Source organism: Pseudomonas sp. Leaf58 (genome assembly GCF_003627215.1).
Lineage (GTDB): Bacteria > Pseudomonadota > Gammaproteobacteria > Pseudomonadales > Pseudomonadaceae > Aquipseudomonas.
On record NZ_CP032677.1, the window covers coordinates 4,763,572 to 4,778,299 of the forward strand.

Below are 14,728 nucleotides of genomic sequence, written 5' to 3' on the forward strand. Positions count from 1 at the left end.
GCTGAGGTTCGCCGCCAAACAGAGGTTTTTACATGAAAGTTTTGATCATCGGCAGCGGCGGCCGTGAGCACGCCCTGGCCTGGAAAGTCGCCCAAGACCCACGCGTCGAGAAAGTATTCGTTGCCCCAGGCAACGCCGGCACTGCCATTGAAGCCAAGTGCGAGAACGTCGCCATCGACGTGTGCGCCCTTGAGCAACTGGCCGACTTCGCCGAGAAGAACGTCGACCTGACCATCGTTGGCCCGGAAGCGCCGCTGGTCATCGGTGTGGTCGACCTGTTCCGCAGCCGCGGCCTGGACTGCTTCGGCCCGACCAAGGGCGCAGCCCAGCTGGAAGGCTCCAAGGCTTTCACCAAGGACTTCCTGGCGCGCCACAAGATCCCGACCGCCGACTACCAGAACTTCACCGAAATCGAGCCGGCCCTGGCCTACCTGCAGGAAAAAGGCGCGCCGATCGTGATCAAGGCCGACGGCCTGGCTGCGGGCAAGGGCGTGATCGTCGCCATGACCCTCGAGGAAGCTGAAGCCGCCGTACGTGACATGCTGGCCGGCAACGCCTTCGGCGAGGCAGGTTCGCGCGTGGTCATCGAAGAGTTCCTCGACGGCGAGGAAGCCAGCTTCATTGTCATGGTCGATGGCCATAACGTGCTGCCTATGGCCACCAGCCAGGACCACAAGCGCGTCGGCGACCAGGACACCGGCCCCAACACTGGCGGCATGGGGGCTTACTCCCCTGCCCCGGTGGTCACCGCCGAAGTACACCAGCGCGTGATGGACCAGGTGATCTGGCCGACCGTGCGCGGCATGGCCGAGGAAGGCAATGTCTACACCGGCTTCCTTTACGCCGGCCTGATGATCGACAAGGCGGGCAACCCCAAGGTTATCGAGTTCAACTGCCGCTTCGGCGACCCAGAAACCCAGCCGGTCATGCTGCGCCTGACCTCGAGCCTGGTGCTGCTGGTCGAGGCCGCCTTCGCCAAGGCGCTGGACAAGGTCGAAGCCCAGTGGGACCCGCGCCCGAGCTTGGGCGTGGTGCTGGCAGCCGGCGGTTACCCAGGCGACTACGCCAAGGGTGACGTGATCAATGGCCTGGACGCAGCGGCCAAGATCGAAGGCAAGGTGTTCCATGCCGGTACTTCGCTGAAAGACGGCCAGGTGGTCACCAACGGCGGCCGCGTGCTGTGCGCCACCGCCATGGGCGCCAGCGTTGCCGATGCCCAGCAGCAAGCCTATCGCCTGGCCAAGGAAGTGAATTGGAACGGCAGCTTCTACCGTACCGACATCGGCTACCGGGCCATCGCCCGCGAGCGCGGTGAGCAGCAGTAAGTAGTACCCGCTTGCCGCAGGCCCCGCGCCTGCGGCATTCGGCTCGTCGACAGGGCCCCAGGGGGCCTTGCCTTCGACTTAACGCGCCGCGCATAGTTAATACCCGGCACCTTGGCTAAGAAGGGACTTCGTAGTGCGTCGGCTTCGGATTGCCTCAGCTCTGATCGTCAGCTTGCTGACCTTGCTCTGCATGTTCCCGGCTGCTGCCGACCATGACGGAGGCTGGGCTGTTCTGCTCGACGAACAGGCCAACCTGCAACTAAGCGACGTGCGCTCCGGGCGTTACCGCAACCAGTTCAGCCCGTTGGCGCTCGCCGACCTGAATGCCGCCCCCGCGGGGCAGGCGTTATGGTTGCACTACCACCTGGCCCCCGGCGACCAGGAACAGCTGCTGCGGGTATTCGCCCCAGACCTGTCTGGCCTGGACCTCTACGCCCTTGAGGGCGACCAACTTCTCCGTCAGCTGCACCACGGGCGCCAGGCCGGCAATGCCAGCCCAACCCTGCGTGGCAGCGACCATGTATTGCCCCTGCCCAACAGCAAGCAGCCTCTGGACATCTACCTGCGCCTGGTTTCCGAGCACCAGCTACGCCCAGCCATCAGCCTGGAGCCTGCGGCCGTGGCCGCCTCCAACCAGACCCAGCCGCTGCTGTTCGGCATGCTGTTCGGCGGCCTGGTGATGCTGATCATGCACAACCTGATCCGCTTCCTCTACGGCCGCTCCACCACCACCTTGATCCTGGCGCTGTACCACGGCCTGATGCTGCTCAGCGGCCTGATCCTGCTGAACCTCAGCGGCCCCTGGTGGCACGTATGGCACAGCGCGCAAACGCCCGCCGCCTACCTGACGCTGGTGCTTGCCGGCTTGGCCGGGCTGTATTTCACCCAGCATTTCTTCTCGCCGTGCGGCTCGCCACGGCTTAACCGCGTACTGCAAGCCGAAATGCTGGTAGTGGGTGTGAGCGGCTTGGTGCTGCTGTTCGTCGACACCCTGCCCCTCAACCTTATGACCTATGCCCTGATGGCCCTGGGTAGCGTGAGCATGCTGCTGGTCAGCAGCTACCACTGGTACAAGGGCTACCCACCCGCACGTCTGTTCAGCCTGGCCATGGTGGTGTTCAACCTCGGTGGCCTGGTGCTGCTGCCGGCCCTGCTGGGGCTGACCCGCACCTCGACGCCCTGGCTGCTGTGCATTCTCCTCGGGCTTACCGTAACCAGCGGCTTGCTGCTTAACCTAGCGGTCAGCGAACGCCTGCGGCGCATCAGCGAGGAACGCTTCAGCGCCAGCCGCGCCTTGGCCGCCAGCGATGCAGAAATCAACGCCAAGGCCGAGTTCCTGGCCAAGATCAGCCACGAAATCCGCACGCCCATGAACGGCGTGCTGGGCATGACCGAGCTGCTGCTGGGCACGCCCCTGTCGGTCAAGCAGCGGGACTACGTGCAGACTATCCACAGTGCCGGCAACGAGCTGCTCACGCTGATCAATGAAATTCTCGACATTTCCAAGTTGGAATCGCGGCAAATCGAGCTGGATGACGTGCAGTTCGACCTCAATGCGCTGATCGAGGACTGCCTGAACATCTTCCGCGCCAAGGCCGAGCAGCAGAACATCGAACTGATCAGCTTCACCCAGCCGCAAGTACCGAGGGTGATCAGCGGCGACCCGACGCGCCTGCGCCAAGCGTTATCGAGCCTGCTGGAAAACGCCCTGAAAAACACCGACCAAGGCGAAATTCTGCTGGTCGTGGCAGTGGACCAACGGGGTGAAGTACCCCGCCTGCGCATTGCCGTGCAGGACAGCGGCGAGCCCTTGCCCGCCGCCGACCGTGAAGCCTTGCTGCAGGCTGAGCTGCACAGCCACCACTTCCTGTCCAGCAACAAGCTGGGCGGCCACCTGGGGCTGGTCATCGCCAAGCAGCTGATTGGTTTGATGCAGGGCGAGTTCGGTATCAAGAGCAGCACCGGCATGGGCAACACCCTGTGGCTGTCCCTGCCGCTGGACCCTTCACGCCTGGAACAACCACCGACCGACCTTGATGGCCCGCTGCGCGATGCCCGTGTACTGGTGGTGGATGACAACGACACCTGCCGCAAGGTGCTGGTACAGCAGTGCAGCGCCTGGGGCATGAACGTCAGCGCGGTGCCGTCGGGCAAGGAAGCCCTGGCCCTGCTGCGGACCAAGGCTCACCTGCGCGACTACTTCGATGCCGTGTTGCTGGACCAGAACATGCCCGGCATGACCGGCATGCAGCTGGCTGCCAAGATCAAGGAAGACCCGAGCTTGAACCACGACATCCTGGTGGTGATGCTCACCGGCATCAGCAATGCGCCGAGCAAGGTCATCGCACGCAATGCCGGGGTCAAGCGCATCCTCGCCAAGCCGGTAGCCGGCTACACGCTAAAGACCACCCTGGCCGAAGAGCTGGCCCAGCGCGGTCGCGAGCAGGCGGTGCCCGCGAACCTCCCCGGCGTTCCGCAGGCGCTGGACCTACCTGTTGATTTCCGCGTGCTGGTCGCCGAGGACAACAGCATCTCAACCAAGGTGATCCGCGGCATGCTCGGCAAGCTCAACCTGGAGCCGGACACCGCCAGCAATGGCGAAGAAGCTTTGCAGGCGATGAAGGCACAGCGCTATGATCTGGTGCTGATGGACTGCGAGATGCCGATACTGGACGGCTTCTCCGCCACCCAGCAACTGCGCGCCTGGGAAGCCGCCAACCAGCGCCAACGCACCCCGGTAGTGGCACTGACGGCGCATATTCTTGCCGAACACAAAGAACGCGCCCGGCTGGCGGGCATGGACGGGCACATGGCCAAGCCGGTGGAATTGTCGCAGTTGCGCGAGCTGATCCAGTACTGGGCCAATCACCGGGAAGCTAAAGTGGACCCGGCGCCTACGTCCTAGCTGATACCACCCCCCTACATGCCCCATCTCTACCAAGGATCAGCGCTCATGCTCCATGAGTTGTTCAGCGTCTACCTGAAAATGCTCGTGCTCTACAGCCCGTTTTTCGTGCTGTCGTGTTTCATCAGCCTGACCCGCGGCCACTCCAGCAAGGAGCGCAAGCAACTGGCCTGGAAGGTGGCCATCGCCGCGCTCATCGCCAGTGTGCTGCTGTACCTGTTCGGGCGGGCGATCTTCGGCATTTTCGGCATTACTGCCGACGCCTTCCGCATCGGTGCCGGCAGCGTGCTGTTCATCTCGGCCCTGGGCATGGCCCAAGGTAAATCTGCCGTTCAGGCCGATAACGTGCAGCAAGACGTCACCATCGTGCCTTTGACCATTCCGCTGACGGTCGGCCCCGGCACCATCGGTGCCCTGTTGGTAATGGGCGTAGGCCACCCCAACTGGGACGACAAGCTGGTAGCCATCATCAGCATCGCCTTGGCCAGCTTCACCGTCGGCCTGGTGTTGTATTTGTCCAACCGCATCGAGCGAATCCTTGGCGACCAAGGGCTGCAAATCGTCAGCCGGCTGATGGGGCTGTTCGTCTGCGCCCTGGCCGCGCAAATCATCTTTACCGGGATCAAAGGCTACCTGGTGCCCTAGAGTTGCAGCTCGCGGATTGCCCGCTGCCCGGTCCTTTCCACACTGGCTTGGGCCCGGCGACGGTAGTCCTCACGGAACCCTTGCAGGTTGAAATGGACCACCTCCACGCGCAGGTCCGTCACCTTCACCTCTCGGTTCAGTTGCATGAACAGGAAGCCTTTGCAGGACTGCTTCAAGCTGACTTCCATGTGCACGATGACCATGTCGATGAACCCGCCAGATTGCTGCGCACACGGCAACAGCTGGAAATGCCCATTGCCCTTGGACAGCGCCCTGGATTCGAATGCGACCAAGGCCTGGTCGTCCTTGTGCAGCGCTTGCAGGGAACGCTCGGCAATCGTGCAATGCTCGGCCGACCCTACCTGCCGAAGCTCCGCCAGCGTCTGCTCGGCAAGGGTATTCTGGTTTGGCCCCGGTTTGCGCTGAGTCGGCGCCAACTTGCCATCGAAGCCCAGGGCGGCGAGGTTGCGCCAATAGTTCCTGAACCAGTCCGGTTCCAGGCCCTCGGCATGCTCACTCCACGCCACTTGCTGGGCAAATGCATTAGCCAGCAGGATATCGTCACGCGCTTCGCGACTGACCCCTGGCAAGAACGACAGTAAGCTGCTGTGGACAAGCTTGGCACTGGCCGCCTGTGGATTGCGTTCATTCATGTTTCAACTCCTTGTCGGGGAATTGCCTGATTGCACTGCGGTACTGCGCCCGCTTGACCTTGAGCGTGTTGCACAACCCCGCGCCAATTGAATCAACCAGCTTGTCCTGGGTCAGGTAATGGACATCGACCTGCCGGCCAGCCTGGACACATGCGCTGTCCAGGGCCTGCCACAGCCAGGTCGGGCCCAGCAGCGCAGCAATGTTCAAGCTCAGTTCGGTACTGATGATGGAAGAATCGGGCAGTATCAGGCGTAATTCGGCATGCACCTGGCTATAGCCGCCGTCGTCGGGCGGCTGCACACATTCAGCCCACAGCAGTTGCTGCACAGCCTCATCCGGTTTGGCGCGAAATGCGTCTAGGCATTCGGCAACCGGCGCTTGCAGGGTGCTGGGCAACTGCGCAAGTAGGTTGGCCTGCAGGGCCTCCCACGGTTCGATAACCGCTGCCCCAGGTTGCGGCAGGGAGCACGATTGCAGGGTGCCGAGGCTGCAGCCGAAGCTGCCTTGGATTCGCAGGTATTCGGTGTGCCAAGCGGCCTCCGGTACTGCAACGGCGTGGCGATTGTTGGCCGCTATAAAGGCGCTTAGCTGGACATTGAGCAAGTCCTCCGCGCGCGTCGCGCGGACCGCCTTGTCAATCAGCACCAGACTGTTACCGTTGAGCCATAACCTGTAGTTGGCCTGCATCAGCATGCCCTCCAGGCCCACCGACACAACGTCGCTGGGCCACTCAATGGTTAGATTTCGAGGGCCAGCAAGACCTGCAATGCGTTGTCGTCCAGCTTGGCTTCAACCAACGAGCGGATTTTCTCGTATTGACGCTGATCGAAGTTCAGCACCGCGCCGCAGGCGAAGTTGGTGGAGCCGCTGCTTTCCCACTTGGCCAGCAGGTAATTGGCAGACTTGTCGGGCTTGGCGTCGGTCTGCATGGCGCTGACCAGCATGGCCACCTGGCCGGCGGCAGTTTGTTCGCACTTGGCCAGGCTCAAGCCGGTGTGGTCATCTTCCTTGGTCTTGCGGTCGAGCAGTTCGACGTTCTTGGTGCTGGCAGCCAAGGCGGCGACGACGGTCTTGCCGAGGTTTTCCAGGCCCGTCGCCACGTCGCCGGTGAACACACCGTAGGCAGCCTGCAGCCCCTTGCCCAGCAAGTTGCTGATTTCCAGGTGCATGCCGCTCTGGGTGATCTGCTGCACATCGACGTGGGTCGGCGCCCAACCCATCTTCGACATCAGGAAGATGTATTGCTTGAACCACAGCTGGGTTTCGTGAATGGGGTCGTGCTGTTTGTTGGCAGCCTGGGTTGCCAAGGCATGACAAGCCTTGGCCGCATCACGCGCGCTATCGGACATATCGTCGGGGAAGACGAACAGGTTCTGGTCGGGCAGTACCTGCAGTTCCAGTTTCTGGGTATCAGTGGTCATCGCTGGGGCTCCAGTAGGGATACGGTTGGAGCTGTGTGGCTCCAGCCGCAAACCTACCGGCAAAGCGATACTCAACCTGCCGCGAAACCCTTCCTCAGCCGCCCGCTCTGCCTAATCAAGGCTTGTTGCCGTACCAGCGCGGGGTATACACCCATAGGCCGCCATCTGCGCGGTCGAAGGTGCAGGTAGTGGATGAACCGATCAGTACCATGGTGCGCATATCGACCATTTCCGGTAGCAGCTCAGCCAAGGTGACTACCTTCAGCGTCTGCCCAGGCCTACCGATGTCACGGCCAAGGACTACAGGCGTACTCCCCTCGCGATGGCGACGCACCACCTCCAGCGCCACCCCAAGCTGGTGTGGCCGGGCTTTGGAAATCGGGTTGTAGAACGCCAGCACCAAGTCAGCCCGAGCCGCCAGGTCCAGGCGCTTTTCAATGATCGACCAGGGCTTGAGGTTGTCCGACAGCGACATCACGCAGAAGTCATGCCCCAATGGCGCACCCGCCTGGGCGGCCGTCGCGAGCGAAGCCGATACCCCTGGCAAAATCTGCAGGTCCACACGCTGCCAGGCGGGGTCGCTGGATTCGTGCAACGCTTCGAGCACGGCGGCAGCCATGGCGAATACGCCTGGGTCACCCGATGACACCACTACCACCGACCGGCCCTGAGCGGCCAGTTCAAAGGCATGTCGGGCACGCTGCATTTCTTCACGGTTGTCGGTGCAGTGCATGACTTGGTCGTCACGGAACGGGCCGGCCATGCGTACATAGGTTTCATAACCCAGCACATCCTCGGCCAGCGCCAGCTCGGCCTTGACCGCCGGTACCATCAGTTCGGCCGCGCCCGGGCCGAGGCCGATGACGGCCAGGCGGCCACGGCGACGGCCGACCTGCGCTACTTCGACCGGGGCAGGCGCCACCGCGATGACCACCTCCCCCAGTTCGCTCAATTGCGCGGTGGGCAATGCTGCGGCAACCATGCCGGCCACGTCGCCTGGCTTGGCAGCGAAACGCACGGCGACACCCAAGGCCTGCGCCGCCTCGTGCAGGGCGGTATCGGCCATGGCCTGCTCATCCGCCAGCACACAAGCCACAGACGCCTCGGCGATGCCGACCTGCTGCAATGCAGCACGCATACTGTGCAGATTGCCGCCTGCAACACCCACTACCACCGAACGCGGGTGGATCAGCAGTTCGTCGCGGTTGGCCGGACGCGCCTGATGGCCTACATGGATGGTGCGCCGGGCCGCCTCGCTGGCGGGCAACTGCGCCTGCTGCAACCACGGTGCATCACCTTCGATGCGCACCGTTTCGCCAGCCAGCAGGTCGGAGACAAAGCGCTTGCCTTGCTCGATGTCGGCCAGCGCATAGCCCTGCGGCGGGTTCAGCAGGCAGGTACCGAAACGCAGCTCGCCACTGGTGGTGATGGCTGCGGCCACACCCAATGTTTCGGCGATTTCGCGCGCCATCACGTTCACACCGCCCAGGCCACCGAGCAACGGCACCACAGCGCTGCCATCCTCGGCCACGGCCAATACCGGCGGCTCGCTACCCTTTTCGCTGAGCAGGCTGGCCAAACTGCGGATGACGATACCCGCAGCGCACAATGCGATGATTGGCGTGTCCTGCTGGTACAGCCCTCGCAGGGTATCGCCGAACGAAGTGTAATAATGATCGACACCCTCGACCCGGCCTTCCAGGCCATGGATCGAGGCGAGTGGATAACACTGCTGGATACGCTGCGCCGTGGCCAGGCTGCCCGGGCCAAGGATGATGATCGCCGGGGCCGGGTGCATGTTCATCCCTGCCATTTTTCCCCCGGCACGATGATCAGCGAGAAATACGGCGACGACTGCGGGTCGACCTGGTCCAGCGCCACGATCTTCTGGTTGGCCATAGTCGCCCGCTCCACATACAGCGCGCGCCCGTCCAAGCCCAATTCGGCCAGCACGTCGCGCACCTTGGGGAAGTTGCGGCCAAGCTTCATGATCACCGCCGCGTCAGCGTCGGCCAAGCGGCGCTTGAGCTCTTCGGCCGGCAACACGCCAGACAACACCGACAGGCTCTGGTTGCGGTACACCAGCGGTGCACCCAGGACCGAGGCACCGCCGAGCATCGAACAGACGCCGGGGATCACTTCGGCCTCATAGCGCTGCGCCAGGCGGTCGTGCAAGTACATGTAGGAGCCGTAGAAGAACGGGTCGCCTTCACAGATCACCGCCACGTCGCGACCGGCATCCAGGTGTTCGGCCACCTGCACGCTGGCCTCGTCGTAGAAGTCGCTGATCACTTGCTCATAAGACAGCGGCGCGGGCAGCGCTTCGGTGGTGACCGGGTAGACCAGCGGCAGCAAGGTTTGCTCGGGCTGCAGGTGCGCCTCGATGATGCCGAAGGCGTTGCCACGCTTGCCCTTGGCCACAAAGTAGCCGACCACCGGCGCTTCACGCAGCAGGCGCAGGGCCTTGAGGGTAATCAATTCAGGGTCGCCAGGGCCCACGCCCAAGCCCAGTAGACGTCCACGCGGCGCCATCATTCCACCTCCGTGGCCAGGGCGTTGACCGCGGCGGCGGCCATCGCGCTGCCGCCCAGGCGGCCTTGCATGATTACGAACGGCACGCCGCGGCTGTCGGCGGCGAGCATGGCCTTGGACTCGGCAGCACCGACGAAGCCGACCGGAAAGCCAAGGATCAGCGCCGGTTTGGGAGCGCCGGCATCGAGCATTTCCAGCAAGTAGAACAGCGCGGTAGGGGCATTGCCGATCACCACCACGCTGCCTTCCAGGTACGGCCGCCACAGTTCCAGAGCTACTGCGGAACGGGTGTTACCGGCGTCTTGGGCCAGGCCCGGCACGCTGGGGTCACGCAAGGTGCAAATAACCTGGTTGTCCGCTGGCAAACGGGCGCGGGTGATGCCTTCGGCGACCATGTGCGCATCGCACAGGATGGGCGCACCGTTAAGCAGCGCCTCGCGCCCGGCACGGCCGGCACCTTCGGAGAACTGCAGGCCATCGATAGCGTCGACCATGCCACAGGCGTGGATCACCCGCACAGCAAGCTTTTCGAGGTCTGCGGGGATCCGCTCGAGTCGGGCTTCCTCACGGATGATCCGGAAGGAATTGCGATAGATCTCCTGACCATCGCGGATGTAGTCAATCATCAAGGTGCTCCGTCGGCAGGTCGAGCATGGCGCCTGCTTCATTCAAGGTAAGGTCGGTGGCGCGCAGGGCGCCGAAGCCCGGCTGGCGCGCATCACGCTGATACAGGTCATAACGGCCCGGTGAACGGGCCAGCAGGGTGGCCGGGGCAACATGGGCCACGGCACAGGATCGGGGGCAACCGGACAAGTGCACACTGCCGGGCATGCCGGGGCCCAGCAGTGCGGCCAGGGTCACGGCGTCGGCCTTGGTCTCGGCCAGTGCTTTGGCGCAACCGCTGGCACCCGTGCAGGCACGTATGCGTGCCAGCGGCTCATGGTCGTGGCACAGCAGGCCGGCTGCGGACAACTCGGCCTGGGCCTGGTCAATGCGTTGCGCTTGCACGTTGGTCAGCACCAGGCTTTGCCAGGGGCTCAGGCGCAGGCTGCCATCGCCCACGTCACGGGCAACCCGCGCCGCGCTGCGCAGCATGGCCGGGGTCAGGCGGCCTTGCGGGGGGGCAACGCCGAGGGCCAGGCCCTGTGCCTGGGGTAGAACGCCTAGCCACAAGGCGTTGTGCGCTTCACGTCGCCATGCGAGCACAGCGGCATCGCGGCGGATGGACTGGCCAAGGCCGTTGATGAAGTCGGTTGCCGGGCACACCTCGAGCAACTGGCGCATGCGCGATTGCGCCGGGGTTGCCAGGTCGAGGAAGCGCTCCAGCACCGCACGCACCAGCGCCAGGCCCTGATCCAGCGGCACCGCGCCGAGTATGCGACCGTCTGCCGGGCAACCTGCCAGGCCAAACGCCAGCCACGTCTGTTTCTCCAGACGCAGCGCCGACAGCCAAAGGTCGTGGGGGTGTTCGAGCATGGCCAGCTTCTCGCCGGCATCCAGTTGCACGGCGAACTTGGCCGACAACTGGTGAAAGCGCGGGGTACCTTCCAGCAGGTCGAGGACCTGCCCAGCCAGCGGCCGAGCATCCAGCAGCATGGCCGGGTCATGCCCGGCCAGCGGGCTGAGCATCAAGTTGCGCACATCGTCACCGGCGGCATCACGCGGGCCCAGGCCAGCCGCCAGCAGCATCTCGACCAGGCCGCGATGCTCGTTGCCAATACCACGAATTTGCAGGTTGCCGCGGTTGGTGGCCTCGATCACGCCGCCGGCGAAACGCTCGGCCGCCGCTGCCACGGCGTCGGCCTGGTCGGCCAGCAACAGCCCGCCCGGCAGCTTGATGCGGCAGATACCGCCATCACGGGCACTGACGATACGCCACAACCCCGGGCAGGCCGAGGGGCGGGGCGATACTTGGGGGGCATGGGCCTGCGTCAAAGGGGCGTCCGGCAATCTGTGAAAATGCGCTTGAGTGTAGAAGGCGCGGTATTATGCCTGCTTTGTCCGGCGGCATGAAAAGCCGGTGGTCGAGCACCCTCAGCGATTGAGCAGATATTCAGGGCGCGCAGCGGCCCCAAAAATGGCGGAATGAAATACATGGCACCCTGGCTGACAGTAGTAGGCATCGGCGAAGACGGCTTCAGCGGCCTGGGCAAGCAGGCCCGGCGCGCGCTGCTGGGCGCTGCCCGGATCTTTGGCAGCCCGCGCCAGCTGGCCTTGCTGCCGCGCTGCGTGGCCGGCGAGCGGCTGGGCTGGCCAAGCCCCTTCTCCCTGGCCCCGGTGCTGGCCCTGCGCGGCGAACCGGTGTGTGTGCTGGCCAGCGGCGACCCGATGTTCTACGGCGTCGGCGCTAGCCTGGCACGCCAAGTCCCGGCCACTGAAATGCGCGTGCTGTCGATGCCCTCCTCCTGCGCCCTGGCCGCTGCCCGCCTGGGCTGGCCGCTGCAGGACGTGCAGGTGGTGTCGCTGGTCGCCCGGCCCCTGGCAACGCTCAATACCCACCTGTTCAGCGGCCTGCGCCTGCTGGTGTTGAGCAACGATGGCGACAGCCCGGCTGCGATTGCTGCGTTACTGCGCGAGCGTGGCTTCGGGCCAAGCCGCCTGCGGCTATTCGAACACCTGGGTGGCGAGCAGGAACGTGAGTTGGCCGGCACCGCCCAAGCCTGGCCGCACAGCGGCATCGCCGCACTCAACCTGGTAGCCATCGAATGCCTGGCCGCCCCCGACGCGCCACGCCTGCACCGGCTGGCCGGGTTACCAGACAGCGCCTTCCGGCATGACGGCCAGCTAACCAAACGCGACGTCCGCGCCATCACCCTGGCGCGCTTGGCGCCACAGCCCGGTGAACTTTTGTGGGACGTGGGCGCAGGCTGCGGTTCGATCGGCATCGAATGGATGCGCGCCCACCCGGCCTGCCGCGCCCTGGCCATCGAAGCCGATGAAGGCCGCCAGAGCTTCATCGAACACAACCGCGATACGCTGGGTGTACCCGGCCTGCAACTGGTCCGCGGCAAGGCGCCAGCGGCGTTGGCAGGCCTGGAGCAACCGGATGCGGTGTTCATTGGCGGCGGCGTCACTCGTGAAGGGCTACTCGACCTGTGCTGGGCCAACCTGCGCCCCGGCGGCCGGCTGGTGGCCAACGCCGTGACCCTGCAAAGCGAACTCGCCCTGGCGCATTTCCGCGAACGCCATGGCGGCGAGCTGACCCGCATCCATGTCGCCCATGCCCAGCCCTTGGGCGCGTTCGACACCTGGCGCCAGGCACTGCCAATCACCCTGCTGGACGTGGTGAAACCCGCCAATGCGTGAAGAAACCCGCGAACAGCCCGCCCCCCTGCGCAGCGGCCTGACCACCGGTAGCTGCGCCACAGCCACCAGCCTGGCAGCCGCCCGCTTGCTGTTGCGCGGCATAAGCAGCGATGCCGTCAGCATCACCCTACCCAAGGGCAAGGTGGTGCAGATGCGCCTGGAGTTCTGCCGCCTGGCGGGCGAAAGCGCCGAAGCCGGCACGCTCAAGGACGCTGGCGACGACCCCGACGTAACCCACGGCGCCCTGCTCTACAGCCAGGTGCGCCTGCTGGCCGAACCAGGCATCCGTTTTGTCGCCGGCACCGGCGTCGGCACCGTGACCCGCCCGGGGCTGGTGCTAGCGGTGGGTGAGCCGGCCATCAACCCGGTGCCGCGGCGCATGATCAGCGAACACCTGCAACAGCTGGCCGCCGAATGCGGCTTTCCCGGTGGCTTCGAGGTCACGGTCAATGTGCAGGGCGGCGAACAGCTGGCACTGAAGACCATGAACCCGCGTCTGGGCATCCTCGGCGGGCTGTCGATCCTTGGTACCAGCGGCATCGTCCGGCCTTTCTCATGTGCGGCTTACATTGCCTCGATCCACCAAGGCATCGACGTGGCCCACACCAACGGCTACACGCACATCGCCGCGTGCACCGGCAACGCCAGCGAAGACACCATGCGCCGGGTATACGGGCTGCCGGAAATCGCCCTGATCGAAATGGGCGATTTCGTCGGCGCGGTGCTCAAGCACCTGCGCAAGGTGCCGGTGCCACGCCTGACCCTGTGCGGCGGTTTTGGCAAGATCAGCAAACTGGCCGCCGGGCACATGGACCTGCACAGCCGTCACTCCAGCATCGACTTGCCGCAACTGGCCGGCTGGGCCGCGGACATCGGCGCTGACCAAGCGCTGCAGGCGGCAATCATGGCGGCCAACACCAGCCAGCAAGCCCTGGCGCTGGCGCATGCTGCTGGGATCGCCCTGGGCGACGCGGTGTGCGCCCACGCCCTGGCCTTTGCCCGCAGCGTGGTACCGGCGCAGGTGCAGGTGGAGGTGTTCGCCATCGACCGCCAGGGCGGCATTGTCGGGCGGGCGGGCGGGCAATGAACGAGCGCATCCTGCTGCTGGGCGGGGTCACCGAAGCCCTGGCCATCGCCCGCCGCCTGGGCCCACAGCACATCTACAGCCTGGCGGGCATTGGCCGCGTGCCGCACGACCTGCACTGCCAGGTTCGGGTTGGCGGCTTTGGCGGCGCCGAAGGCCTGGCCCACTACCTACGCGAGGCGGCTATCACGCTGCTGGTCGATGCCACCCACCCCTACGCCGCGCAGATCAGCCGCAATGCCGTCAGCGCTGCACGCAGTGTGGGTATCCCCTGCTGGGCCTTGCGCCGCCCGGCCTGGCAGGCTCAAGCGGGGGACGACTGGCGCGAGGTCGAGGACTGGGCCGGTTTGATCGACGCGCTCAAGCCGTTCCGCAGGCCGCTGTTCACCTTGGGGCGTGAGCCGCTGCAACATCTGCATGAGATTCCGCCAGAGCAGTTCTGGACCTTACGGGCACTGGAGGCCTGCCCTGGTAACGCGCGTTGCGAAGTGATTGGCGCGCGTGGCCCATTCCATATCGAGGATGAACGGGCATTGTTCCAGCGCCGCAGGATCGATGTGCTGATCAGCAAGAACAGCGGCAGCGTGGCAACCGAGCCAAAGCTGGAGGTGGCGCGTGAGCTTGGCGTGCCGGTGCTGGTCCTGAAGCGCCCGGTACTGCCGGAGGTGGACCGGGTATTCGAATCGCTGGCTGAGCTGGCTGCAGCATTCGACCTGTAATAACAAACTGTCGCAAGCGCGCCGCCCGTGTCATCCGGGCGCCGTCATCAGCCTGAGCAGACCTCGCTGCCCTAGGGGGGCGGGCTTGTCCGCGAAGCACGCGACACCGCTTCAACTGGCAATCTGCGTCACTTCAC

The 14,728-nt window shown here is 64.8% G+C and carries 13 protein-coding genes; 6 read left to right on the forward strand and 7 right to left on the reverse strand.

The window, feature by feature from the left end:
• Window positions 1-32 precede the first annotated feature (32 nt).
• From purD to DV532_RS22185, 3 genes are all read left to right on the forward strand, one after another.
• The gene (gene purD / locus DV532_RS22175) at window positions 33-1,325 is read left to right on the forward strand and encodes a phosphoribosylamine--glycine ligase (RefSeq protein WP_056794821.1); all 1,293 of its coding nucleotides are present in this window, start codon (window positions 33-35) and stop codon (window positions 1,323-1,325) included.
• Between the two features lie 133 nt (window positions 1,326-1,458).
• Complete coding sequence (locus DV532_RS22180; protein ID WP_056794819.1) at window positions 1,459-4,230, forward strand: hybrid sensor histidine kinase/response regulator; 2,772 nt, start codon at window positions 1,459-1,461, stop codon at window positions 4,228-4,230.
• Between the two features lie 48 nt (window positions 4,231-4,278).
• Complete coding sequence (locus tag DV532_RS22185) at window positions 4,279-4,875, forward strand: MarC family protein (RefSeq protein ID WP_056794816.1); 597 nt, start codon at window positions 4,279-4,281, stop codon at window positions 4,873-4,875.
• Here DV532_RS22185 and DV532_RS22190 read toward each other — a convergent pair.
• The 7 genes from DV532_RS22190 to cobG form a co-directional block, all read right to left on the reverse strand.
• A complete protein-coding gene (locus tag DV532_RS22190; RefSeq protein WP_056794812.1) occupies window positions 4,872-5,528 on the reverse strand; it encodes a hypothetical protein in 657 nt (218 codons plus the stop codon). The two genes, DV532_RS22185 and DV532_RS22190, sit on opposite strands and share 4 nt — an antisense overlap.
• Entirely contained in the window at window positions 5,521-6,216 is a 696-nt protein-coding gene (locus tag DV532_RS22195) for a hypothetical protein (protein ID WP_056796661.1), read from the reverse strand. Before DV532_RS22195 ends, DV532_RS22190 begins: the two co-directional genes overlap by 8 nt.
• Before the next feature lie 50 nt (window positions 6,217-6,266).
• A complete protein-coding gene (locus DV532_RS22200) occupies window positions 6,267-6,950 on the reverse strand; it encodes a hypothetical protein (RefSeq protein ID WP_056794810.1) in 684 nt (227 codons plus the stop codon).
• A gap of 115 nt (window positions 6,951-7,065) precedes the next feature.
• Window positions 7,066-8,763, reverse strand: a complete 1,698-nt coding sequence (gene cobJ, locus DV532_RS22205) for a precorrin-3B C(17)-methyltransferase (protein ID WP_056794807.1) — start codon at window positions 8,761-8,763, stop codon at window positions 7,066-7,068.
• Window positions 8,751-9,485, reverse strand: coding sequence for a precorrin-2 C(20)-methyltransferase (locus tag DV532_RS22210; RefSeq protein ID WP_177339518.1), 735 nt, complete (start codon window positions 9,483-9,485; stop codon window positions 8,751-8,753). The genes cobJ and DV532_RS22210 overlap by 13 nt, the downstream gene beginning before the upstream one ends.
• On the reverse strand, window positions 9,482-10,108 hold the full coding sequence (locus DV532_RS22215; RefSeq protein WP_056794805.1) for a precorrin-8X methylmutase: 627 nt from the start codon (window positions 10,106-10,108) through the stop codon (window positions 9,482-9,484). Before DV532_RS22215 ends, DV532_RS22210 begins: the two co-directional genes overlap by 4 nt.
• Window positions 10,101-11,432 (reverse strand): precorrin-3B synthase, encoded by a 1,332-nt coding sequence (gene cobG, locus DV532_RS22220; RefSeq protein WP_177339517.1) that lies wholly within the window; start codon window positions 11,430-11,432, stop codon window positions 10,101-10,103. The genes DV532_RS22215 and cobG overlap by 8 nt, the downstream gene beginning before the upstream one ends.
• Before the next feature lie 144 nt (window positions 11,433-11,576).
• Between cobG and DV532_RS22225 the strand changes: the two genes are divergently transcribed.
• From DV532_RS22225 to DV532_RS22235, 3 genes are read left to right on the forward strand one after another with little or no spacing between them, the layout of a single operon-like run.
• Window positions 11,577-12,788, forward strand: coding sequence for a bifunctional cobalt-precorrin-7 (C(5))-methyltransferase/cobalt-precorrin-6B (C(15))-methyltransferase (locus DV532_RS22225; RefSeq protein WP_056794801.1), 1,212 nt, complete (start codon window positions 11,577-11,579; stop codon window positions 12,786-12,788).
• Window positions 12,781-13,875 carry a cobalt-precorrin-5B (C(1))-methyltransferase gene (locus DV532_RS22230; protein ID WP_056794798.1) on the forward strand — a complete coding sequence of 365 codons (1,095 nt, stop codon included), beginning with the start codon at window positions 12,781-12,783 and terminating at the stop codon, window positions 13,873-13,875. Before DV532_RS22225 ends, DV532_RS22230 begins: the two co-directional genes overlap by 8 nt.
• Window positions 13,872-14,591, forward strand: a complete 720-nt coding sequence (locus DV532_RS22235; protein WP_056794795.1) for a cobalt-precorrin-6A reductase — start codon at window positions 13,872-13,874, stop codon at window positions 14,589-14,591. Before DV532_RS22230 ends, DV532_RS22235 begins: the two co-directional genes overlap by 4 nt.
• Window positions 14,592-14,728 lie beyond the last annotated feature (137 nt).